Source organism: Pleionea sp. WD8-19 (genome assembly GCF_055326765.1).
Genome location: NZ_JBUZOU010000005.1, coordinates 244,381 through 269,364 on the forward strand (window position 1 = coordinate 244,381; position 24,984 = coordinate 269,364).

Annotated in this window: 18 protein-coding genes; 6 read left to right on the forward strand and 12 right to left on the reverse strand. The window is 41.9% G+C overall.

The genetic code is table 11. The features are described 5' to 3' along the window. Positions 1 to 72 precede the first annotated feature (72 nt). Positions 73 to 4,452 carry an RHS repeat-associated core domain-containing protein gene (locus tag ACTUJY_RS08520; protein ID WP_463615655.1) on the reverse strand — a complete coding sequence of 1,460 codons (4,380 nt, stop codon included), beginning with the start codon at positions 4,450 to 4,452 and terminating at the stop codon, positions 73 to 75. 36 nt (positions 4,453 to 4,488) lie between these two features. Next, positions 4,489 to 5,556: a Fic family protein gene (locus tag ACTUJY_RS08525; RefSeq protein ID WP_463615656.1), complete on the reverse strand. Its 1,068-nt coding sequence runs from the start codon at positions 5,554 to 5,556 to the stop codon at positions 4,489 to 4,491. 393 nt (positions 5,557 to 5,949) lie between these two features. Here ACTUJY_RS08525 and ACTUJY_RS08530 point away from each other — a divergent pair, with 393 nt between their 5' ends. Both ACTUJY_RS08530 and ACTUJY_RS08535 read left to right on the forward strand, forming a co-directional pair. Next, positions 5,950 to 7,158, forward strand: a complete 1,209-nt coding sequence (locus ACTUJY_RS08530; protein ID WP_463615657.1) for a PPC domain-containing protein — start codon at positions 5,950 to 5,952, stop codon at positions 7,156 to 7,158. A gap of 27 nt (positions 7,159 to 7,185) precedes the next feature. Continuing rightward, positions 7,186 to 11,253 carry a hybrid sensor histidine kinase/response regulator transcription factor gene (locus ACTUJY_RS08535; RefSeq protein WP_463615658.1) on the forward strand — a complete coding sequence of 1,356 codons (4,068 nt, stop codon included), beginning with the start codon at positions 7,186 to 7,188 and terminating at the stop codon, positions 11,251 to 11,253. A gap of 34 nt (positions 11,254 to 11,287) precedes the next feature. On the opposite strand, the gene ACTUJY_RS08540 is transcribed toward ACTUJY_RS08535, so the two are convergent. Then, on the reverse strand, positions 11,288 to 12,166 hold the full coding sequence (locus ACTUJY_RS08540) for a flagellar protein MotY (RefSeq protein ID WP_463615659.1): 879 nt from the start codon (positions 12,164 to 12,166) through the stop codon (positions 11,288 to 11,290). A gap of 220 nt (positions 12,167 to 12,386) precedes the next feature. Here ACTUJY_RS08540 and rnt point away from each other — a divergent pair, with 220 nt between their 5' ends. Further along, the gene (gene rnt, locus ACTUJY_RS08545) at positions 12,387 to 13,022 is read left to right on the forward strand and encodes a ribonuclease T (RefSeq protein ID WP_463615660.1); all 636 of its coding nucleotides are present in this window, start codon (positions 12,387 to 12,389) and stop codon (positions 13,020 to 13,022) included. A 226-nt stretch (positions 13,023 to 13,248) separates the two neighbouring features. On the opposite strand, the gene ACTUJY_RS08550 is transcribed toward rnt, so the two are convergent. Then, on the reverse strand, positions 13,249 to 13,854 hold the full coding sequence (locus ACTUJY_RS08550; protein WP_463615661.1) for a peroxiredoxin: 606 nt from the start codon (positions 13,852 to 13,854) through the stop codon (positions 13,249 to 13,251). A gap of 265 nt (positions 13,855 to 14,119) precedes the next feature. Between ACTUJY_RS08550 and ACTUJY_RS08555 the strand changes: the two genes are divergently transcribed. Then, positions 14,120 to 14,314, forward strand: a complete 195-nt coding sequence (locus ACTUJY_RS08555) for a (2Fe-2S)-binding protein (protein WP_463615662.1) — start codon at positions 14,120 to 14,122, stop codon at positions 14,312 to 14,314. Between the two features lie 81 nt (positions 14,315 to 14,395). Here the strand turns inward: ACTUJY_RS08555 and grxD are convergent, their stop codons facing one another. Continuing rightward, positions 14,396 to 14,722: a Grx4 family monothiol glutaredoxin gene (gene grxD, locus ACTUJY_RS08560; protein ID WP_463615663.1), complete on the reverse strand. Its 327-nt coding sequence runs from the start codon at positions 14,720 to 14,722 to the stop codon at positions 14,396 to 14,398. A 266-nt stretch (positions 14,723 to 14,988) separates the two neighbouring features. Between grxD and sodB the strand changes: the two genes are divergently transcribed. After that, entirely contained in the window at positions 14,989 to 15,570 is a 582-nt protein-coding gene (gene sodB, locus ACTUJY_RS08565) for a superoxide dismutase [Fe] (RefSeq protein ID WP_463615664.1), read from the forward strand. A gap of 54 nt (positions 15,571 to 15,624) precedes the next feature. Here sodB and ACTUJY_RS08570 read toward each other — a convergent pair whose 3' ends face one another. After that, the gene (locus ACTUJY_RS08570) at positions 15,625 to 16,008 is read right to left on the reverse strand and encodes a DUF4124 domain-containing protein (protein WP_463615665.1); all 384 of its coding nucleotides are present in this window, start codon (positions 16,006 to 16,008) and stop codon (positions 15,625 to 15,627) included. Between the two features lie 67 nt (positions 16,009 to 16,075). Further along, on the reverse strand, positions 16,076 to 16,498 hold the full coding sequence (locus ACTUJY_RS08575; protein ID WP_463615666.1) for a DUF4124 domain-containing protein: 423 nt from the start codon (positions 16,496 to 16,498) through the stop codon (positions 16,076 to 16,078). A gap of 202 nt (positions 16,499 to 16,700) precedes the next feature. On the opposite strand from ACTUJY_RS08575, the gene ACTUJY_RS08580 reads away from it, so the two are divergent. Next, positions 16,701 to 17,558: an HDOD domain-containing protein gene (locus tag ACTUJY_RS08580; protein ID WP_463615667.1), complete on the forward strand. Its 858-nt coding sequence runs from the start codon at positions 16,701 to 16,703 to the stop codon at positions 17,556 to 17,558. 583 nt (positions 17,559 to 18,141) lie between these two features. Here ACTUJY_RS08580 and ACTUJY_RS08585 read toward each other — a convergent pair. The 5 genes from ACTUJY_RS08585 to ACTUJY_RS08605 all read right to left on the reverse strand — a co-directional run bounded on the left by ACTUJY_RS08585 (position 18,142) and on the right by ACTUJY_RS08605 (position 24,792). Beyond that, positions 18,142 to 19,992 carry a M1 family metallopeptidase gene (locus tag ACTUJY_RS08585; protein ID WP_463615668.1) on the reverse strand — a complete coding sequence of 617 codons (1,851 nt, stop codon included), beginning with the start codon at positions 19,990 to 19,992 and terminating at the stop codon, positions 18,142 to 18,144. Positions 19,993 to 20,032: 40 nt separating this feature from the next. Continuing rightward, positions 20,033 to 21,397 carry a nucleotide 5'-monophosphate nucleosidase PpnN gene (gene ppnN / locus ACTUJY_RS08590; RefSeq protein ID WP_463615669.1) on the reverse strand — a complete coding sequence of 455 codons (1,365 nt, stop codon included), beginning with the start codon at positions 21,395 to 21,397 and terminating at the stop codon, positions 20,033 to 20,035. A gap of 127 nt (positions 21,398 to 21,524) precedes the next feature. Continuing rightward, the gene (locus tag ACTUJY_RS08595) at positions 21,525 to 22,499 is read right to left on the reverse strand and encodes a GGDEF domain-containing protein (RefSeq protein ID WP_463615670.1); all 975 of its coding nucleotides are present in this window, start codon (positions 22,497 to 22,499) and stop codon (positions 21,525 to 21,527) included. Continuing rightward, positions 22,496 to 23,500 (reverse strand): response regulator, encoded by a 1,005-nt coding sequence (locus ACTUJY_RS08600; protein ID WP_463615671.1) that lies wholly within the window; start codon positions 23,498 to 23,500, stop codon positions 22,496 to 22,498. Before ACTUJY_RS08600 ends, ACTUJY_RS08595 begins: the two co-directional genes overlap by 4 nt. Positions 23,501 to 23,604: 104 nt before the next feature. Continuing rightward, on the reverse strand, positions 23,605 to 24,792 hold the full coding sequence (locus tag ACTUJY_RS08605; RefSeq protein WP_463615672.1) for an HD-GYP domain-containing protein: 1,188 nt from the start codon (positions 24,790 to 24,792) through the stop codon (positions 23,605 to 23,607). Positions 24,793 to 24,984: the final 192 nt, after the last annotated feature.

Below are 24,984 nucleotides of genomic sequence, written 5' to 3' on the forward strand. Positions count from 1 at the left end.
TTCAAATAAATTTAACGAGCGAGTTCATATGTTCGCTCGTTAACATTCATTTCAAGTACCAATGAGAAATAACTATGGATGATATTGTCCATTACAATTTGGAAGTATTTTAAATCCTATTAAATTCCTGTTTTCATCCGCTTCGTATCTTTTGATAAATGAATGATCACCATGTACAAAATGCATTTCTGCATAGTAATGATTAGCAGAAACTTGATCTCCTTGAAGAGAGGATGCGGCGACGCCTACTCCAACAAACAAAACACCTGCTCCCGCAAGATATCCTGCTAAAGGTCCGGTCGAACCACTAAAATGCAACACTGCACCTCCAATAGTCGCCGTGCCTCCTCCCCATGTTGCAATGGTCGCCAACGTGGCACTCTCCATAACAGTCGTTTTAATATTGTAGCTATCTGCAGCTTCGGAACTAATTGGAATCGCATCCATCCGTCCTTCTAGCCCGGTAACACGCTCAAGCTTCGCAAAATTATGAGCTCCACTCCTTGGTTGAGAAGAACATGCACACCTTTCAAGTCCAAGCGGATCAATAAACCCAATAGGATTAGCTCCAACATACGAATAAGTATTCAATCCGCCCTTTAGCCCAATTGGATCACTTTGAAGGTATCGGCCAAGTTCTGGATCGTAATCTCTAAAGTAGTTGTACCAGCTTCCTTTTTCAGCATCCCAATATTGCCCAGGAAATCCAATTGACATTCCCGAAATTTGGTCCAGGAGTACGTTTCGACCAAAAGACGTGTTCTCTGCGCGCCAAACTACGCTTCTCGAGTTGTTTGTTATCACTTCCGGCCGACCTAAATGGTCAGGCAATACCGTATAAACCACATTGTTTTTTACATAACCAACCAACGAATTGCCAAGGTAAATATAATTTTTGTTGATAGCCCCGTCTTTTTCATGAAGGAGTTGTCCATAAAGCCCATAGTTGAAGTAGTTCGTCTTATTGCCGACGATTTTTTTAACGCGTTGACCTTGAGCATTGTAGGTATAATTCGCTGAAGTTGACCCATTAACGAACTTAGACATGCGATTAGCTTGATTGTAGGTAAAGTTCTTACTTCCGAATTTCACAACGTTACCCACGGCATCTGTCATAACCGAATCATATCGGGCTTTGGTCAAACGATTGCTGGACGTTTCATACAAATAAGACGTTGAGCCTTTCGTTAACCTGTTTCCATTATCGTCGTAACTGTAACTAAACTGCGTTCCGTAATCGTTTGATGTAGACAGTCGGTCAAGTTGATCGTAGCTGTAGTTTCGGTATTTAGTACTACGCGAAGAGTAGAGGTCATCCATTTTGGTAATATTGCTATTGGCATCGTAGGTATAAGCAAGATCCATGACGCCACTAGCGGTTAGTCGAGTTAATCGATATTGCTGATCTCTTAAGTAACGCTGTTTTAGTCCATTGCCAAATAGAATGTCCGACAATGGGCCGTATGGCATAAAGTCTGCGTTTGCAATGAGAACCGTTCCATTCACAAGAATTCGATTAACGTTTCCAATGACATCATACTCATAGGTCACCACAACGTTATTCGGATGAGTGATCTTTGAAATTTGTCCAGACTTATTATATTGCCATTGAGTAACAAAGGTTGCACCGCTAATGGTATCCGTTCGTTTCACTAACTCTCCATGACCATTAAAGACAAACGAATGACTGCCACTGCTGTCGACAATTTTGTTTAAGTATCCCTTTCTTACCGTATCGTATTCATACGATTCGCCAAGAGAATTTGTTAATACTCTACCCAAAACATCATAAGTAAAAGTAACGTCTACTTCTCTCGCATCGGTTTTTTTAATAAGGTTACCATTAACATCGTACTCGAATTTCGTTATGCCTGTGTCAGGACTGTCAAGTTCGACAAGATTGCCGAAGCCATCATAGTTGTAATATGTTGAATTACCCTTTGGATCAATTACACGAGTGATTTTATCCGAAGCGTTGTATTCAAACCGCGTTACGCCACCCTTGCGATCGGTAACTTTATAAACCCTTCCCAGCCTATCGTATTCGTAGTTCGTTGCATTATCGTACGCGTCGAGTACTGACTTAGGATTATCACCACCTCGGTATGTAATCTTTTTAACTACCGTGTCACCGTACATGATCGAAGTTAAACGGCTTAAAGTATCGTAGGTTTTAATGTCCTTTTTATTTTCAATTTCTTCTCGAACTTCACACTCCATTGGCTCCATTGGATTACCACAGAAGATCCAGCGACTTATGAAAGATTTGATGGTTTCTGATGTAACATTACTCGCTTTATCATATTCATAAACTTTAGACTCATCGAATCCATTGGTAATTTTAGTTAAACGATGAGAAGAGTCGTAAGTAAACTTAAAGGTTTCATTCTGTGGTTTTATCAAAGTTTTTAACTGACCAACTTTGTCATAAACGAACTGCGTTGTTCGTTTATCGCCATATATATCCTTTTCTTCTTTTAATAACCAACCTCTAGGATGATAGGTGTATCGATTAACGGTACCATCGGGTAAAGTCACCACGGTTGGCTTACCGTACATATTGTATCCACTGTAATGTATTGATTGCCGAGTAGATGCTGGGTAATCAATACGAACCAAATGCCCTTTAATATTATAGTTGTACGTAATTCGGTCGTCTTTTACTATACTCGGTCCGTCGATAACTTTCTTTTTGGGTAGGCCGTTTTCAAAAAACTCGTACGAATACTTCCATACTCTAATTTGGTTTGGCTCACCAAAGTTGGACTGGTTAACTTGCGCCTTTGTAACCACATTACCTTTCGAGTCGTAAGAGTACAATGTTTCCAGGTCAGCCGTTTTGATTTTTGTTACGTAATTTAAGTGGTTATCCCATTCAAATTGGGTTTTGCGCTCATCCATTTCACCTCGCGCCTCAATAACCTCTATGACCCTCGCTTTATCATCGTAAACGTAAGTAGCATCAACATCATTCCAGTCATTAGTAAAGGTAAGCAAGCCTTTCTCATTATACTGCCTACCCTCGCTAGAAGCACCGCAACTGCTATCGGCATGGCTATCAATTCGCGTATTTCGATAACTCTTCGCTATGTATTCAAAGGTATAAGTTGACTCTTTCCCTAAGGCATTTTCAGTATCCACGTATCGTTTATAGAATTGGTCCGTTACATTATTAATTGAAAACGATTCTTGATTTTCACCTCGCGAACTTTGAATCGCGCGCTCTCCAGAGTATTGCCACTTAGCAAAGACATCACCATTTTCATCCGTTAGCTGGACTAATTTAGATGTACCCGATTTATAAGCGTACTTTCTGACAGACCGGTTATTGTTAACATCTGGGTAACCCACTTCAACCAAATTAGAGGAACTGCCCCCATAGGTATAGAGTATTGACTGGTTATCTGGTAGAACAACTTGTTTGACACGCCCAATATTATCGTACGCCAATGATAGGCGGTCACCATTATTGTGATTAACTTCGGTGAGCTTTTCTTGCCATTCCAACAACACTTTAACTAGACTGTACTTGAATTGAACAGACTCGCCAATGGCGTTGGAGATTTGTTTAATTCGTCCTATGCTATCGTATACCTCAACCACTCCATTCAGCTTTAACTGATAGTCGCCATTCGCTAACTGTTGAAAATCGACTGGATTACCAAAGCTGTCTCGCCAATGAGTGTCTAGCTTTCCTTCGGTTTGTTGCGTATCTTGAGAGTCATAAACGGTTGACTTTCTAATGGACATAAAACTGCCGTTGTATCGATTAAAACTGGCTACTTTTGTTTTAGTTCGATTCTTAGAGTTATCTTTAAGGTCAATCAGCTCGACTTGAGCTTCCAAAGACGAAAACCACCCTGTTCCAAAAGCGCCTAAGTGGCTTCTGTAACTGTTATACGAGCGAATTACGGTAAGTGGCAAGCTACCTCTGCCAATAAAATCACGTTCGCTTTGCACTTTTGCTTGGCTTCCAATATCAATTGGGTTCCCACCTTTGGGCTTCTCCGATTGGCAGGAATCTTTCGTGTTTTCGCTCGCTTTGCCACTGCCTGTTCTACCACCGCCATCTTCTTGCCAATCATAGAGAACCGGGGTGTAGCTGGACAACTCAAGAAATATTTTATACCTTTCAAAATCAATTTCTGGTGGATAAATGCTCTCTCCTATGACTTGCATGGTAGTACAATTATCGTCGAAGTTGCATTCGGTAACTTCATCATCGGAAGTACAGCCCGGAGTTTCAGGATTTAGCAAACACTCATCGGCATCAGATTCAGAACTTCGAGCAGTAAATTTGTTATTCGACCACCCCCAACCTTTACTTAAAGCCGAATCCGAAAACTCGGGACTGTCTTCAAAATACTCTGTGACTTCAGTAGAACTTTCGGCTGTAATATTTGCGCAAAATAGCGCCGCAGACATAGCCGAATAAACAAGTGACTTTCTCATTTTGCTTCCTTAGTAGCTATTACTTAAATAAATGCGCTATATTGCCTTATCAATGATGGACCACGCCGAAAACACCTCTGGACATTCGTAAACAATGGCATTTTCGGGATATCGTAATCGACGCGGCAAAATAACTTTGTTACTCGTTAGTTTCGCTAACGAAAGATTTAATTTTTCTATAGAGCCATTCAAACGATGAGATAAGTAGGTTTCATTAACGATGGGTTGTTCCCATAATATTTTTAGAATTTTTCGGTCAAAATCATTGACTTCAATAAATGAAAGTTGCTGAATTATCCGACTTTCAGACTCATTGATAGCCTTATTTGCTATCGCTCCCAAGCTTTCACAATAAGAGAACGCGTTATCCCACGAGTTAAGAACCCTCTTGGAAAGTTTCTTTTCCTTTCCAAGCTCGTAAGAACTCGTAACAAATAAGTCATCATTTCCTTTTAATCGATATAGCCAAGGGTTAATTGAACTATTATCGAATAACTTATCTAACAACACTTCCAGAAGTAATCTCGAAAGGCGTCCATTTCCATCTATAAAAGGATGAATCGCGATGAACTGTGTTACAGCGGTGATAATTCCAAGTAAGTGATAATTTGAGGGAGAGTTTATAAAGTCGAGCCAATTTTTTAATAATGAATCCAATCGCTCTGGTGCTGGTGGTATATAGGTTGCGTGTTTATAGGATCGACCTATAAAATTTTGTGTTCGTCGAATTTTTCCAGCATTTTTTGTATCTGAAGCGATAATTTCATGTACTTCACAGAGCATCCTAATGGATAATCTATCTTTAGACGCTAAAAACGCCTTGGCTCGTTTGTACGCATCGACCTGATTCACTAAAACTAATGAATCCAGATTGGGCGGTAATACTTTGCATTCAACCAAAAGCTTTGTGAGTGCTTGCTCTCTCCTTGAGACGTAACGTGCTCGTTTTAAGCATTCAAAACCAGCCAAATACCGGGACATAAAGTGCCCAATATTAAATCCATCTACAAACTTGAACCTTGAGTACTCTCTATGACTTAAATTTCCTTGCGCATTATCAATACTCGTCAGAGGAGCGATATCGACTGGTTGTTTTTTATACATTCGTATTATCACAAAATAAGTAAAGGCTTCGACGGTCTTAACCAAGCTTTTGAGTTTCTGGTCATCGTTTTAGAAATGTAACTAATGCTCTTTAAAATTTTCGGCTAGCCGAGAAGACCCCGCTGAGGTCATTAAGCACTTCACCTTTTAACGGAAGGTACAAAAATAAAGCTTTTGGAACGAAAGCACTTCCAAATTTCCGCCAATCACTTGCAGATTTTGAACAAAAGCAAAATATTCTTTCCAAGGCCGCTAATCCACACGCAACAAACTTCACTAGAGCTTGTCTATCATCCAATGTGAATAATGAACAATTTAAACAAGAACGATTGAATTGGCGGTTGTTAATACGTACTATGCGCTCGGTTCGGAAAAAATAAAGGAAAGTCATACATGCGTTGTTTTCTTACCCTATTCGCTTGCCTGGTAGCCCCTTACTCGCTATCTACATCTCCGCAAAATGCACAACAAATTGGCTATAACGAACAATTTTATATATCCGCAAAACAAGGTGAAAATCTTTGGTACATGCTCGATATGCCTGCTAAAGCAGTCGATTATTTATTAATCAAAACCAGTGGTTTTAGTGGCGATGTGGACCTTTCCGTTTATCATGAAGGCGACAAAGTACCGGTTCCCATGCTGATGGGAACGAACAACAGCACTACAAAGCCCATTTGTCGACCAACGTTAATCCACTCAAAAGAAACTTGCGCGATTCAAGGTGTATCGGGGCGTTACTACATTAAACTTTCTGCAATAACGGATATTCGATGGACAAAGTTATCCGTTACCGGTGGTTTTGGACCATTACCCGAAACAGGCGCTCCCATTTATAATTTCTCCTATTACTTGCTAAACAATGCTCCCTTTCTTGCGTCTGAAACACAAAGCTTCCAATACAATGTACCCTCAAATACGATAAAGGCCGAATTGGAATTGTCTTCCTCCTCTGCGAACTCTACCGCCTCTATGAGTGTTCAACCGCCACTGGCCAACGAAAATTCGCTGAACTTGTGTGAACTTGACTTGGCGGAAGAAACGGTAGGTAGTCCTTGCACTTTACTGAACGATCCCAACACCATCGTAGCAACAGTAACCGGTTCAAACGATAAGGAAGAAATGCTCTCAATTCATCTGTCAGGGATCGTCGATGAGAACTACAGCGAAAGACGCTTTTTACGAAGTGGGATAATAAAAAAGAGCTTGTCCGCTCGACGAGGCCAAACTCTGGAGTTTATGGTTCCACATGTTGTTGCATATGCCCCAATGGAATTTACGCTTTCTGGAGGCACTGGCGACGCCGATTTGCAAGTGGTTGCCTATTCGGCTCGTTCAAACCCTGAAACTAGCGCGGATATTGATCCTTACCTGAACGAGTGTCAGTCTTTCAATAACAATAACGAAGAATACTGTAAAGTTGCTCAGCCACTGAGTGGTTATTATCGCGTAAAAGTGACCGCTTACCAAAGCTTCAGTGGAGTGAATTTACTTGGCAACTTTGTTCGAGCGGTTGGACCGCTACCAGGCGAAGATTGTGGCGCTGACTCCAGCCAGTGTCCTCCCTTTTCAGGTGGAACACTTCCACCACCCGGAAGTTAATTGGTCGAATTAAAAGCACTTAGGATCATGTTAAGCCGTAACAGGGTCGTCTATTTAAGTCTATTATTCTTAATATATATGGGTACCACCAGCGCAACGCCGGTGGTTACCCAACCTTATGTCTTTAAACGATTCAGTCATGACGTTGTGAGCGCACATGAAAATATCAATGCGCTCTATCAAGACAGCCAAAAAAACATTTGGATATTAACTACGGATGGATTAATTAAAAACCAGGCCAATCAATTGACTCGATTTCGGGCCAATCACTCACAGATTCCGCTTCAAAACTCCAACGTTACGAATATGCTAGAGGATAAGTCAGGAAACCTTTGGTTTGCCAATCGGAGAGGCTTAGTTCAATACAAACCGAATTTAGACAAGGCTCAAGCTTTTGCTTACTATCGTGATGATCCGCAACTGGTTTACGGTGAAGTTTGGGGGTTACACACCGACTCAAACAATGATTTTTGGGTAGGCTCTAACTCTGGCATTAACCGATACCTACCACAACAAGGTGTTTTCGAAGGCATAAAAGAACCTTGGGGTGAAAGTGAAAACTTCAACCACCAGTACCGCACGCCTCTTTCATTTTTTCGTTTAAACCAAACTGAATTATTGGTTGGATTAGCGAAAGGTGGCTTAGGTATTTACCAAATAAAATCCCAATCGTTTAAATCGCTTTCTATTCATAAAAATTTAGATACCGTTTATCAAATCAAATCCCTTTCATCGGACACTCTATTATTAGCGACAAACATCGGGTTATGGGCTTTAAACAAAAATACGTTGAACGTTAAACCCTTTTTGGAAAGTATAACCACACCTATTTATGCCATTGAATTTGATCATCAAAATAATTTATGGCTTGCTTCCAACGGTATATATCAATGGGCAAATAATACACTGAGTCATTACCACCATTTCGAAAATAAGCTGCACAGTGATTTTCATGTAACATCGTTACTCATTGATCACGAGAACTCTGTGTGGGCAGGAGTAAACGATGGTGGACTGTTTAAATTGTCGTTATCTCAGCAAAAAGTTATCACACTCAAACCGATGGTAGACAATGTTAACCTTCCCCATTCCAGCGTCAATGCATTGTCCGAAGATGACCAAGGCAATATTTGGGTTGCAACGGATCAAGGTGTCGCCAAGTTAGCAGCAAACGGGCAACGATTGACCCGCTTTAATGAAAGTTTTGATGCGCCAATTGATAGTCTCCATGTAGGTACAAATGGAAACATTGTGCTCGCCAGTAAATTAGGCGTGTATATCATTGAAGGTGAAAAAATCAAAAAACATCGTCCGTTTTCCAAAGAAGTTTCCGCACCGTTTGATGTGGCTCACTCGGTTGCTCAAGACTATTTAGGTCGAGTTTGGGTTGCTCTTAGCGGGTTTGACTCGAGTGCTGTTTTAGTAAGCGATGAAAGCATTAGCCATTTTCGTTGGTATCATAATGATGATCCTATGTGGGTAAAGCCTCAAGACTGGCTCCAATTTACAGTATCACCCGATCGCAATCATCTTCTCTTCGCTTATCGTGGCTACTGGCCAGGTGTGTACGCTATTGACTTAGGTAAACGACTATTCACCACCCGAGAAGACAATCAGTCACCCTATGCCCGAAACTTATTCAGTCAACAACACGAAATATGGACCGTTAATAGCGACAATCTACTCACGTTAAATCGTTGGAACAGCGTCAATTCTCCACGAGTGATTTCAGAAAAAGAAGAGTTCCAGCTACCTATTGAGGGTATTCAATGCCTCATAAAAATGCACAATAATGAATACTGGTTAGCTCAAAAGAATGGAAAGCTGTTTCATTGGAACGCTAAAAATCAAAGCTTGAAAGCGTATGACGGTTACTCCGGTGTTTCAAAAGAAGGACTAACGGGAAAAGCTTGTCTGCGCTCATCAAAGTCTGGCAACCTCTTTTTTGCCGCAAACGATGGGTTGATGATGGTAGATCCTCAAACATTATTGTTAAATACAACAAAGCCTCCCATTCGAGTTGATCGCGTTCAAGCTGGACAAATGACGTATAAAGACGACTTGAGTCTGGTTACTTTGCGAGAAAGTGATCCCCTCTCCTTTTCCATCAGTCTCTATAGCTACGTATCGCCAGAGCAAAACCTCATTCAGTACAAACTGAATCGAGACTCGGATTGGAGCAATGTTTACGATCTATCGACTCCCATTCATTTCGAACGAATGGCAGCAGACGACTACACATTACTCTTACGCGGTGTGAATAACGATGGAGAAGTGAGTGAATCAATCTCGCTAGCGTTTACCGTATTACCACCATGGTGGCGCAGCTCATGGGCAATAGCGCTTTACCTACTTATTTTAACTTTCGGCTCCTTCGCACTTTATCAGTTTCGAGTTCGCCAGCTAACGCGCCAAGCGCGTATTTTGGAAGGTAAAGTTGAAGAGCGTACAAAAGAGTTGGCGAGTGAAAAACAACGCGTAGAAATACTACTCGGAAAGAAAAAACGTGAGTTTGCGAATATGTCTCACGAGTTTCGAACCCCTCTAACCCTTATTTTAGGGCCGATTACTGGTTTACTTAGCAAAAATTTCGATGAAAAAGTAATTGCTCAACTGTCGGTTGTGAAACGAAACTCTTTGCGCTTGTTGCGAATGGTCGATCAGTTATTACACATGGAAAAGTTTAATGTACAGCAAGTTGAAAACCGACGAACCTACGCTGTGAAACCCATTATTGAGTTTGTCGTAAACTCCTTCAATAGTTTGGTTGAAGAAAAAGGACAAACGTTACACGTTCCCCACATTGACGATGCGCAAATTGAATTCACGCCAGACGCGCTAGAAAAAATTGTTTTAAACCTGCTATCCAACGCAATTAAGTATACGCCCAGCGGTGGTGCCATTACTTTATCAACAAAAAAGTCGACCACGCACATTACCATAACGGTCAGTGATACTGGCGTTGGAATTAGCCAAGATGATATTCCTAAAGTTTTCGATAGATTTCACCGCGTGCTTGACGAAAGAAGCGAGCAAGTCACCGGTGCAGGTATTGGCTTATCATTAGTGAAAGAGCTTGTGGAATCACACGGAGGCTCTATTGATGTAGAAAGTACTCCAGGACAAGGTAGCTCGTTTAGCGTTTCATTACCTCTGAATGAAACAGTGACTGAACCATTAAGCAATGCGTCAACCAACATTGAAATTGTTGAAATGGAAATTGAAGCGCTTGCGCAGAAGGAGCAAGCTTCAATTAATGTGCAACCTGAACTCGAGTCCGACAGTGATAAACCCATTCTGTTGGTTATTGAAGACAATACCGATATGCGGCAGTACATTGTCGATACCCTCTCGCCATACTATCAATGCCGTCAAAGTATAAATGGGCAAAAAGGTGTAGAACTGGCTCGCGAAATCATTCCCGATCTTATTGTCAGTGACGTAATGATGCCCATAATGGATGGCTACCAGGTAAGTAAAGAACTGAAGGAAGATGAACGAACCAATCATATACCATTGGTTCTACTTACGGCCCGAGGTGATAAAGAAAGCCGAATTAAAGGATGGCAACAACAGGCCGACGATTACTTAACCAAACCCTTTGATGCCGATGAACTCATCGTCCGTCTCGATAACTTACTGGCGATTAGAAGCATTCTAAGAAAGTCATTTAATATTGAAGATGCGTCCAATGACGAATTATCAAGCATTGATGAGAGCACACCACTAGAGTCGGCAGTACAACATAAAAACAAACTCTTTTTACAAAAAATAAATGAATGGCTTAAGGAGCATCTCGATAAAAACATTTCGACAGCGTCTTTAGCACAACACATGTGTATGAGCGATCGTCAGCTGGGTCGTAAATTAAAGCAGATATCAGGAATGAGTACCGTTGAATACGTAAGAACGTTTCGGATTCACAAAGCGTATGAAGTGTTACCCAGCGGAACCAACATTACACAGCTATCTTTTGAGCTCGGATTTTCTTCACCCAGTTATTTTGCGACGGTTTTTAAAGCTTATTACGGCATAACGCCTTCCGATCGTCAGGCTGGAGCGGTTTCACAAAAAGAAAGCGCCACCAATACTTGAGTGACTTAAGTTTGTTTTTCGAAAGTTACAGCGATTAGCTTTTACTCAAGGTGATAAACACTCGACGATTTATCGCTCGCCCTTCCGCGGTATGATTACTTTCCAAGGGACGGCGCTCACCATAAGACCGTGTTTTTATTTTATTGGCATTTACACCTTGATTTTGCAAATAACTCTTAACCGACTTTGCTCGTTTTTGTCCTAATAAATAGTTGTAACGGCGTAATGCAATACTGTCCGTATGTCCTTCGACCAACACCAATTCAATATCGGGGTCGTATTTTAAAAACGCCGCCAACACGTCCAGCTTCGATTTGTCAGCATCGGAAAGTCGACTGCTGTCGGAGTCAAAGTGAACCATCGTGTATTGAATTTCCCAAAAGTCATAAGGCAGTAACGCTTCAACACATTGTAAAAACTGATCATAAACGGCTTGAAAATTGACAGCCGATAAAGCCACCGACACTCTGTCTTGAAGTCCATTAAAGTCGCGATAGAAAAAAGAAGGGTTCAATCCTTGCTCCAATGCAACCAGCAACTGCCAAGCGGAATCATCCATTATGTTTAATGTTTTTTCTCCGGGCACAGCCGCAACGGACTCCATTGGAACCGCCATTTTTCCTGGTTTCCAAGAAGGTGCTATAGCGCGAACCTGTAGCAATCGATCAGTTTCAATGCGATTTCGCATTGAGTCGAGTATAAAAGCCATATTCGGTGTGCGGCTTGCCTTGGCAAAAAATAACGCATCACCAAAACGCGGAATCGCGTGTTTCAACTCACACCGCACTGGATTACCTTCGAACTCCCAACGCGATTGATCAATTTCAGCTTCGTAGCTTCGAAAGTCTGCCGACAAACAAAGGCTGTATCCCGAAATCAGCCCCAAAATTAGGTGTTTGATGCTCGCTTTCATTTGCACTGTCCTGATTCAAATGCGGTTAATCCGAATTTACCTATCCCGAGTTCAGTTTACTTATCTTGTATCGGCACCAGGAATTCCGACTTAAACAGAAAAGCGAATTTACGCCATGAATAAGGTTATCAGCCGTCATCAAATACTCAGCCAAACTCGAAGCTGGCGGTTTGATGTAAAATAACAGACAATGTGAGGTTTTGAACGAACGAGAAATAATATGCTGTCAAAACGTTTTCGAGGATTTTTTCCTGTGGTTGTTGATGTTGAAACGGGAGGATTCAATGACAAAACGGACGCATTACTCGAGCTCGCGGCGGTGACATTGAAGTTTGATGATCAAGGATACCTGGTTAAAGATCAGACCTTTCATCGACATGTTGAACCCTTTGATGGAGCCAATATCGAAGCGGCGGCACTGGAAGTAACCGGTATCGATCCCTTTAATCCATTGCGAATGGCGGTTCCGGAAACCGAAGCCATTAAAGAGCTGTTTAAGTTTGTACGTAAGGCTCAAAAAGCAGCGGCATGCCAACGATCGATATTGGTTGGCCATAATCCTACGTTTGATTTGGGTTTTGTAAAAAACGCCAGTGAACGCAACAATGTAAAACGTAATCCGTTTCACCCCTTTTCCACTTTCGATACCGTAAGTTTAAGCGCTCTGGCTTTGGGACAAACGGTATTGGCAAAGGCTTGCGAAGCCGCCGGAATTAGCTTTGACAACCAGCAGGCGCACTCTGCCCTTTACGACACTGAAAAAACAGCCGACTTATTTTGTTTGATTGTTAACCGGTATAAGGAACTCGGCGGATGGGCATTGATCGCCGATGGATTGGAAAACAAAGAAAAATAAGCGATAAAAACGCCGGTATTAGGCTGGTTCGAGGTTCGAGGTTCGAGGTTCGAGGTTCGAGGTTCGAGGTTCGAGGTTCGAGGTTCGAGGTTCGAGGTTCGAGGTTCGAGGTTCGAGGTTCGAGGTTCGAGGTTCGAGGTTCGAGGTTCGATAAAGCTTAAAACTCCAACTTTGAAGCTTCAAGCGTTCATTCATTCCTCGTACCCCGTTCCTGAAGTCTTGATTCTTACAGCTTGTCAGCTTCTTTTGAGAGGTAGTCAGCAACACCTTCTGGAGATGCTGTCATGCCTTTGTCTCCTTCTTTCCAACCTGCAGGGCAAACTTCACCGTGTTTTTCGTGGAATTGAAGGGCATCAACCATACGCAGCATTTCATCAATGTTACGGCCAAGAGGTAAATCGTTAACCACTTGATGACGCACATTGCTTTCTTTGTCGATTAAGAATGACGCACGGAAAGCAACGCCAGCTTGAGGATGCTCTACATCATAGGCTTGGCAGATTTCGTGCTTAACATCGGCAACCAAAGTGTAACCCACTTCTCCGATACCACCTTTATCAATGGCCGTGTTCCGCCATGCATTATGCGAAAACTGCGAGTCAATAGACACACCAATCACTTCAACACCACGCTTTTTAAACTCTTCTAGGCGATGATCGAATGCAATCAACTCAGAAGGACAAACAAAGGTAAAGTCCAGTGGATAGAAGAAGACGACAGCGTACTTACCTTCAGTATTCTTTTTAAAGTTATAATCTCCAACAATTTCGCCATTTCCCAATACTGCTGCTGCAGTGAAGTCGGGAGCTTCACGTCCTACTAATACACCCATTGTTTTCTCCTGTAATTTTCAGGTTAATGAATTTAAGTTCGCGCTTATTATAATCGCTCAAAATCAACTTTGTTTACTGATTTCAGGAGTAATCGCTTAAATCGATTACATTCATCTCACTAAAAGATAACCGCTCTCGAAAAAGATTATTTTTTGAGCATGTTCACAAAAAACACCTCTCAAAAGGAATTGTATTGACAATCATTCTCATTTGCATATAATAACACTTATCCTTTTGTGTTAGATGTCATAACGAGTTGATTTTATGTACGTTTGTCTTTGTCGAGGTATTACCGACTCTCAAATTAAACAAGCGATTTCTGAAGGCAAGGCCAACTGCATGCGCAGCCTGAGTGATACGCTAGGCGTAGCTGGCGAGTGTGGTAAGTGTGGCAAGTACGCCAAAGAACTATTAAAGCAAAGCACAACACCCGAAGTTAACTTCCACAGTGCAGCATAACTTATTGATACTCAACGATTTTAAATGAAATAGATAGCAAAAAGGCTCCATTCGGAGCCTTTTTTAATGTTTTCAAAACTACTATGCCTGCTTTTCAGCGCGAGCACTTTTAATCAAATCTTGCAGTTCGCCTTTCTGGAGCATTTCCAGAACGATATCACAACCACCAATGAGCTCACCCTTCACCCACAATTGCGGGAAAGTGGGCCAATTCGCGTAGTTTGGCAACTCAGCTCGAATATCTGGATTTTCCAAAATGTCGACATAGGCGAACTCTTCACCACACTGCATAAGCGCTTGTACTGCCTGGGCTGAAAACCCACACATTGGCATCTTGGGCGAACCTTTCATATAAATAAGAATGTCATTTTCAGCAATTTGCTGTTTGATTCGATCTAATGTATCCATTTAAGCCTCAACTTCTAATATTTGCGATAGCAGACAAGATCTTAATCAACTGACGAAATTAACGCCAGCATAATCCGAATAAAGTTAAAAATTAACCCTTGCCCGAATAAACACGCTCACGTTAATTAATCGATTTTTCCCATTACTGGTATCAAAGAGCTCTGACTTTTCGGTATAAAAAACGCTGACAATTTCAATCAAGAATGACTACAATATTGTCACCAAAATGACAGTTAAAACAAATCAATACCCGAAGGAGTAACTTTATGGCTTTTGAATTACCACCGCTTCCCTACGCGAAAGATGCATTAGCACCAACCATATCTGAAGAAACGTTAGACTTCCATTACGGAAAACATCACAACACTTATGTTGTAAACCTAAACAATCTGGTTGCAGGCACCGAGTTTGAAAACGCGACTTTGGAAGATATCATCAAGAAATCTTCGGGTGGTGTTTTCAATAACGCGGCTCAGGTTTGGAATCACACCTTTTACTGGAACAGCTTAAGCCCAAATGGTGGTGGCGAACCGACTGGAGCATTAGCCGACGCCATTAACGAAACCTTCGGTAGCTTTGCAGCTTTTAAAGAAAAGTTTACCCAATCCGCAGTAACCAACTTTGGCTCAGGCTGGACTTGGCTAGTAAAAAATTCAGCAGGCAAACTGGAGATTGTGAATACGTCTAATGCTGGATGCCCCATCACCGAAGGTCACACCCCACTTATTACCGTTGATGTTTGGGAACACGCTTATTACATCGATTACCGTAACGCACGTCCTAAATATATGGAAGGTTTCTGGTCATTAGCTAACTGGGATTTTGCCGCTTCTAATTTCAGTGCTTAATTACTAGCCAATAAAAAAGGCTCCGATTGGAGCCTTTTTTGCTATGACTTTAAATTAACAGTTGTTTTTCAGTTGTTTCCAGCGCTCATTGCGTAACTGCTCTTTGTGATAGTTAGATGAGTGGGTCCTTGAACCTCTTTTCAATCGGTTATCGTGATAATCGCTGTTTCGCTTTGAACGGTTACATTTGTTTCGCTTTTTACTTTGTGTGTAATGGCGCTTGTAATTACTGTTATAACGCTTAGTTTTTACCTTTTCGGTCTCTTCCCACTCAACACTTTTAACTTCCTTAACGGTTTGTTTTTGCACTTTAACATCAAGCTGTTTAGGAGGCTTATCACTGTAATGCCACTTGCCTTGTTCATCTTTCCACTTATATAGCTCTGCCGCTTGCGCGCTAGAGATGAACCCTATCAAAAGCCAATAGTAAGATTTCATATTGTCGCCTACTGCTACAAACTTGAGGTATTTCGATTTAAAACACCCTATTTCAAATTGAAATTATTTAACATTCATTCTGCTTTTGCCAGCGAAAATCTCTTTTTTGGCTTCGGTAATGGTCGTTTTGTAAGTTCGCGCGCGATTTTCGCTCGTAATAATCCACTTTTTTTTGTAAATATTCGCAGCGCTTACGTTTCTTGCTTAAAGTTCGATTGCCTTTGGGGACTTTTCGAGTCGGCAATTTTTTCAGCTTAGGACTTTCCTTCCAGCTGACACCCTCCACTTCTTTGATCGGATGAGCTTCTGCCTCAACGGTATTAGGTGCTTTGTCACTGTAGTGCCAACGCCCAGCTTCATCTTGCCACTTATACAACTCGTTGGCACCCGCATGAGTATTAAACAGTAACAGCGGTAAAATAAATAACGCAATGGACAGGTACGAAACTCGGCCGAATGCCAAAATAGGTAAAAAATAATCAGTAAACATCCTTTTTCCTCAATGATTCCTTTCTCCAGTGGAGATATTCTGCCAAAAAACCGCTTTTTTTACAAATTTCGAGGAAAATCCCGTGTTTGAAGATTACACTTAATTTATATCAATACCAGATTTAACCTATCTTTAAGCCAGTTAAACTGAAGCTTTGTTCCAAAAAGCGATTTTCAGGTAGCGTGCTCACAAAGGGTAATCAATGAGTAAAGGCACCATTGTATTGCAAATACACAAAGATCTCGTCGCAGGAAAGCTGCAACTACCGGCTTTGCCTGAAGTATCACTAAAAATCAAAAATGCCGCTTCCGATCCCGAAACAGACATCTCGCAATTGAGTAAAGTGGCGCAAAGTGATCCGGCTTTCTGCGGTTATCTGGTAAATGTCGCTAACTCACCTATTTATCGTCGCGCAGCAGGTATCAGCAATGTGCAACAGGCAATTAATCGCCTCGGTATGCAAACCACTCGAAACATGGCGATGACCTACGCGGTACGCAGCTTGTTCAAGCTTCGCAATAAATCAATTGCTAAACGTTTGGAAAGCATCTGGAATCAAAGCAGCTATACCGCGGCTATCGCTTATGAACTCGCCTCTCATTTAAAAGGAGCGTTCAATGCCGATGAATCCATCTTGGCTGCGTTATTCCAAGATATTGGTTGTTTACCGTTGTTGGATAAAGCGACTCAATACCCTGAAATGACTGAAAATGACGAAGAAATATCGGCCATACTCAATAAATACTCTCAAAGCATTGGCGCTGCCGTATTACGCCATTGGGGTATGGCGGAAGAATTTCAAGAAGTTGCTCGCTCCCGAGAAAACTGGATGAGAGAACATGAAGGACCAGCGGACTTAGCTGATCTGGTTCTGGTTGCAAGGCTTCACAGTTATATTGGTAGCCCGCAAATGAAAGATTTACCCAGAATTAATGAACTACCCGCCTACCAAAAGCTTCAGCTGGACGCTCAATTGACACCTCAACATACCCTAGCAATTGTCGAGGAAGCACGCGATAGGATCAGCGAGACAAAAAACGCATTAAGCATTGCAGCCTGAGCTCTTTTTTTAAGCTCCAAGTTTTATTTTTCAGCCTATTCAGAATAAACACTCAATGGTTTACAAAAGCAATACCGGCTTTTTCTTAGCAAACGTAGTCACTCTTAGCACCTTCATAATTTCTTTGAGATAAAATTAGATTTAACAAGTTATCCACAGATTAGACACAGGGCTGTCCCTTGCTTGAAATCCGGTTCCGATTTATTTTGTACCCTCTTCAAAACGATGTATAAAAATGCAACCAAGACCATCGGGAAACCTGAAGAATTTAAAATAAAAGTTCCAGCTTCCCAACCGACTTCGGCAATCGTAAGATGGATTTTGCGACCTCCGGAGACAATAAAAAGAAAATGCCTCTCCACCAAAATTAAAGAGCGCCTAGCGCTCTTTTTGTTTTTTATCACAGCGCTCAATCTTAACCTAAGCGGTGTGTTTGAGTGAGGCGTTCTCACTCTTCCTCAAGCAAGTCTATTCGACAAGCTCAAGACAAAAATCCTTTTTGAATGTGTTCACTTGAGCTTGTCGAACTCACAAGGTATCCATAAAAGTACCAACCGTTTTACAGAACCTCGTGCTTGTTTGATTACTTTAATTTGCTGAATACTTCATCGACAGACCCTTGAGCAAGTGGGTGATAACCACTTCGCGCTCGTTGGTAAACAGAAAACGCAAACGCTCGATTTTCTTTCGAGTGTTCCGCCAGCTGTTTGTACAAAGGTACGATAAACTTACGACGCCCGATACCCTCTAAATATTTTTCCAGCTGAGGCATGACCACCTGATAGTTATTTCCTATTGCCAATCGGAACCATGCAAAACTGATTTCGGCATTGGTGCTTTCGGTGAGCTTAAATCGCTGATCCAACGATTTCATTTTTTCCAATGCCAAATCACGTGGTAACTCATTAATAAAAAACAACCATTCATGTACACTCCAAGCCGATGTTTTAATCTCGTTGAGTATCATCTCACCATTTAACCACTTTTTCTGCACACTGGAAATTTTATTGAAAGCGTCTGACTCAGGCTTTGGTGCATTTTTAGGTAATCCTGGTTGATAAACCCACTCATTAACTTCTTCCATGGAAACAATACCAGGGAAACGTTCAAGTAGGTTTTTTTGTAGATAATCAATAAATGTTTTGGTCGTCAATGACTGAAAAGCAAAATGATTAAAGTAGTTTTTTACAAAAGGATCAAATTTTTCTCGTCCGAATTTTTCTTCAAGAAAAGTCAGGAACAGTTGACCTTTAACATAAGGGACGCCAGAAAAAGCATCATCAGGATCACGACCTTCTAACGGCAGGTTTAATATCGTGTCGCGCGCTTCCAGTTCTTTTAATTCTTCTTTTAAATCCGCCACGCCCAGGTACTGCTCCATTACGGCTCGTTCGCGTCCAAAGACTTCTTCCATCACGCGATTTTCAACATAGCTTGTGAAGCCTTCGTTCAACCAGAGATCGCGCCAAGTTGCATTGGTCACCAAGTTTCCTGACCATGAATGCGCCAGCTCGTGAGCAATCAAATTCACCAAACTTTTATCACCGGCTATCACCGTAGGTGTAATAAAAGATAACCGAGGATTTTCCATGCCACCAAATGGAAAAGCCGGTGGTAAAATGAGTAAGTCATACTGTCCCCAACGGTATTCATCATACAGTTTTTCATTCGCTTCAATCATCGCCTGGGTATCGTCAAACTCAGCCACCGCTGACATTAAAATCGAAGGTTCTGCATAAACACCCGTTTGCTTTGACATGGCTTTGTAATCCAAATCGCCGACACCAATAGCAATTAAATAAGGTGGAATGGCTTGTGGCATTTCAAAATGGTAATTGCCATCTTTTTCCGCATTCTTTGAATTATCCGCACTCATTACCGCCAACAACGCTTTCGGTGTTTGAATACGAGCGGAGTAGGTGACTCGCATCGCTGGTGTGTCTTGTACAGGGATCCAGCTACGTGCATGAATGGCTTGCGACTGGCTGTACATAAATGGGTGCTTTTTCCCCGCGGTTTGCTTGGGTGTTAACCACTGCAGTCCGCTCGCTTCCGGACGACTGGCATAAAAAACTTTCACCTTTGACGTCTGAATTGGCAAGTGGATGGTTAACTTTGAACCACGAACGTCATCTCGCTCTGCCAAAGTAAACTTAGCGTTTTTCCAACGGTCGCCATCGAGATAGGTCACTTTAGCAATATCGAGATCTCGAGTATCCAATACCAACTGTCTCGAGCTTTTATCGAGCCATTTTAGATGGTGCTCAACCGAGCCTTGCAAACGACTTTGTTCAAAGTTTACCGTGAGATCCAAGTGCAAATGTTTGCTAATCACCTGATCGATATTTCCGTTTGTCACTTCATCTTCAACTTTCGCCCAAACGGCCGACTGCAGAACAATGACAAAAACGACACCTATAAAATGTTTTAACATGGTATTTTCCAATTTATCGTGTTGTGTATTAGTTTATTTTTTAAACCAGCTGATAACACGGATAATACTCATCCGCTCCAATTTTCATCCGCTTTTGTTGTACGAATGAACTCAACAGTTTATCTAAAGCATCCATAATAAATTGTTCGCCATTTAACTTAAAGGGGCCGTATGCTTCGATCGCGGCTATACCTTCCGCTTTAATATTTCCCGCGACTATTCCGGAAAAAGCCCGCCGCAAGTTTGCTGCTAAACTGTGTATTGGCTGTTTTGTAGTCAAGTTTAATTCAGCCATATTTTCATGGTTGGCCACAAATGGAAGCTGAAAGTCCTCCGGTATGTGCATTCTCCAGTTAAAAAAGTAAGCGTCCGATTGATACTTTCGGTACTCACGAACCTTAGCGACTGCGGTTTTAATATGACGTGCAACACTCTCAGGATCATCGATGATTACATGCATTTTATTAACCGCTTCCTGCCCTAAAGTCGTATCGACAAACTGAATCAATTGATCAAAATATGCACGACTGTTCTCTGGCCCAGTTAATACTAATGGAAACGGCATCTCGTTATTTTCCGGGTGTAACAATAATCCTAACAAATAAAGGAGCTCTTCGGCAGTACCAACACCACCTGGAAAGATAATGATCGCATGTGACAAACGCGCAAATGCTTCCAAGCGCTTTTCGATATCCGGCATAATGATCAATTGATTAACAATAGGATTCGGTGCTTCCGCAGCAATGATGCCCGGCTCCGAAATGCCGATAAATCGAGAATCTTTGATCCTTTGTTTGGCATGGGCAACGGCAGCGCCTTTCATAGGTCCTTTCATTGCGCCCGGTCCACAACCCGTGCAGATATCAAAGTTTCTTAACCCGAGCTGGTAACCGACCTCTTTGGTGTAATCGTACTCTTCACGACTAATCGCATGCCCACCCCAACAAACAACGAGGTTTAAATATTTTACCGGATTCAGTACGCCTGCATTACGTAAGATATGAAAGTTTGCAGAGGTAATATCGTCACTGCTCTGTAAATCGAATTGGCCGCTATGCAAAATTTGTTGATACGCATAAACCAAGTCGCGAAGCGCAGAAAATAAATGCTCCTGAATACCGGTGATCATTTCATCATCAACAAAAGCCGTCGCTGGCGCATTAATCACTTTTAGCTTAACGCCACGATCGGTTTGTAAGATTTCGATGTCGAAATCCTTATGCTGCTCCATAATGTCCTTACAGTTATCCGTCTCACTGCCAGTATTAAGTACTGCCAGAGCGCAAAGTCGAAACAACGACTGCAACTCTTTGTGGGTGGAATCGGTCATCAGATTGACTTCGTACTTGGACAAAACATCCAGACTACCCGCTGGATGTACGTAGGCCGTTACCGCTTCACTCATATACGCTTCCTGTTTTTATAAACGAAAACACCAGTTTAAAAGGGATTGGGATGTAATAAAAGTGACTTTTTGCATCATCGCAGAATGCATTAATGAGACGTGCAGTTGAATGACGGTATTTTTGGAATCAATCGATGGCAGCAATATGGGTTTGATTGCGCCCACCTTCCTTACTTTGATACAGTGCCTGGTCGGCTTTTTCTATCCATTGTTCATGACTGTCAAAAGTATCACTAAACTGACAAATGCCGATACTGATGGTGAATTGAATTTTTTGCTTTTCGTGGCTAACGGTTAGGCCAGCGATGTTATTGCGCAACCTTTCCGCAAAAACCTTGGTTTTCTCTGCGGGTGTATTGGGCAAAAAAACAACAAACTCTTCCCCTCCGTAACGACCAGCCACATCCGACTTACGCACCATTTCTTTCAACAACCTTGCGGTTTCTCGAATAACTTCGTCACCTGCTTGGTGTCCGTAGGTATCATTCACTTTTTTAAAGTGGTCGATGTCAAAAATCATGACGCTCGACTCACTCTTGTACCGACAACAGCGCTCGTATTCACCCTTGAAGCACTCCTCCCAAAACCCTCGATTAAACAACGTTGTTAATCGATCGGTCCGGCTCAGTTGCTCCAACTCATTGTTTAACCTTATCATTTCCTTTTTACTGGTCGCTATATCGGTTACGTCGTAAATCAGTAAGCAAACATGGTTCACTTCGCCATCAGATGACATCAACGGAATCATCGTGGCATTTTGATACATCGTGTCTTCGGTTCCGGTAATGGGCCGATAGTTTTTAAACTTAAACAGATAAGGTCGTTGTTCCCAGGTCGAAAATGCACGACTCTTTAACATAAATACCGAATTTATTTTATGTTTAAACCAAGCCTCCGGTATTTCCGGAAAGATTTCAAAAATACTTTTGCCGATGACTTCTCGATCCGTCTTTCCACTGTGATCGCCCATAAACCGGTTCCAGGTGTTGATACAATAGCCGGCATCGAGCACCACAAGCCCAACATCCACATTCGTGAGCATATCCATCATCCAGTGCAACTCTTGCACTTGTCGATTATTGTCTTGAATTTGATCACTCATGATGAATAGAAAGATACCCTTTGGTTTAACTCTTCAATGGAGTCTTCACTGAACAACACTAACAAATCACAGTTCACGTTATAGTTTTCTATCGTGTAATGGATCTCTATCGCTAGTGTTTCCTTCCAACTGACATTTTCCGGGTGAATTAACTCTGCAATGCGACAGTGTTGACCTAAAATGATGGGGTGCCCCTGACTGAACTGAATATCCAATTGCTCTGCAAACGTTTTTAGAAAGGCACCAATCAGAATGCTAGCAATATCCATCAACAGTTCCAGCTCTACGTTCCGGTTCAACTCGCCTTCAAAGCGCATCAATTTGGCAATATCAGCAAAACTGGAGTCATTAAAAATCAATAGCGCTTCGCCGGAAACACCACTGCCAATAAACCCCTGGCAGACCGAACTGACCGTATCTTGACTTTCAATGGCTTGCAACGCCATTTGCAAATCTCCCACTTCTATGGGATTGACATTCGGAATTGGCAGAACAATAAAGGCGTCGAGTAACTTTGCTAATAACTCAGCGGCACGTCCCATAGCGACATTGGCGACTTCCTGATAACTGTCTTTAAGTGGAATGGTTTGCTGCTCAATCTTGTCAATTTCAGCGTTCGGTGTATCCGTGGTTTCCGTTAAAAGGCCATACTCGTCAAGAATCATCGCGATTTGATCGGCATCAGATGGTTTTTTAATAAACGCCAACGCACCTAACGAAGTGACCCGCTCTTTGGCTTCTTTTTGAATATCACCAGAAACTACGATCACCATGGCCTTTAATTGTTCTTTAAAAATGTGCTCAAGCACTTGGTAGCCATCCATTTCAGGCATCGTCAAGTCAAGAAACAGCACTTCTGCGCGCCCTTCTTTTACCGCTTGCAAGCCTTCCACACCATTCGTGGCGAATGAGAGCTCTATATTCCAATTTTGCGGCAAACTACGCGCAATCTGTTTTCGAGCTAAGTTTGAATCATCGCAAATGGTGACGGGAATGGTCATGTTATTGAGTCGTACCGACAGTTTCTACCTTTTAAATAACTGTAGGATTAAACCTTTGAGAAATCAAAAATTTGCGAGTAATTTACAAGAAAGTTAACACCCAGTTACACTAAAAACTCATCAAAAAATTTTGGCAAGTCGATACCGATTGTTTCGGCTCTAACATTACGGACAATCTCATCCTCTTCATAAGCTCTCCCAAGGTCAATATCTCTAATATCAATATAGTGCTTATGGCGAAGGTTAAAAAACACTTTGACTTTAGGTCGAAGTGGATTGACCTTATTGGCTCTAATAACAATTCCCAATTTTCCGCTGTTGAGTTCCACTAAAGTCCCTACTGGGTACACTCCCAAACATTTAATAAACTGACCAACCAGCTGTGCATCAAAATGAGAGCCCGCATCCTGCATAAGAATTTTAAATGCGTGGGTTGGGCTAACGCCATTTTTATAGCAACGATCGGAGGTAATGGCATCGTAACAATCCACAATCGCAGCCATTTTTCCAACTTTTGAAATTTGATTATCTTTCAACTGGCCCGGATAGCCGGCACCACTCAGCTTTTCATGATGAAGCGCGATAACTTGGCGAGATACTTCAGTCATCCCCTGCATACCATCCACAGCTTCCAATCCATAAGCGACGTGTCGTTTCATTTCCTCAAACTCTTCTTTCGTTAACCTCCCTGGTTTATTAAGAATTTGATCGTCTACTTTTACTTTTCCAACGTCGTGCAAAAAAGCGCCCAAGGTCAATTCTTTGATTTTGTCCAAAGGAAAGTCTAAATACCGAGCAAAAGAGGCCATAAGTACCGCAACATTAATGGAGTGCTCGAGTAAGTACTCATCTTTATTTCGAATCATCGATGCGCATAATAACGCATCTTGATCTTCAAAAATTTGGTCTACATAGCGTTCAGAAACTTGGAACAATTGCTCGAACTCCTCCAATTGACCCGCTCTTAATGACTGAAACACTCTTGACTGGATTTGTTTCGCATGGAGGTGGAGCGCCTGAGCTTCAGCTAAACGCTCGGAAAACTGACTTAACTTTTTGACATTGATTGCCTTTTGGGGCATCGAGTTATCTTTTGAGGGCTCGGCAGGCAGCGTTAAATACTTGGCGGTATCAATTATGAGAGTTGTAACGCCGGCAGCTTTTAATGCTTCAATGGCCTTAACCGTTTTGATATGGCCTTTTTGACTGACTCTTGATTTACCTTTTTGGTCTGCAATGGCTTCTACATACATACCAGGCTTGAGTTCATCCACCGATAATCGTTTATACATCTTGTCTCTGCACTAGAAGTCGTGGCCGCAGAATTGCAGGGCGAGAGTCACAACCCCACGCTTGTCATCTTCTATTAAGTCTAACAAAAGAATTCTTTTTCGCACGGCAGATTTCAATTAAACCGTTAGCCATTGGTTTTCCCAGCCAATGCTTTTACAATAACCACAAATTAAATCGGTCGTGACTTCTAA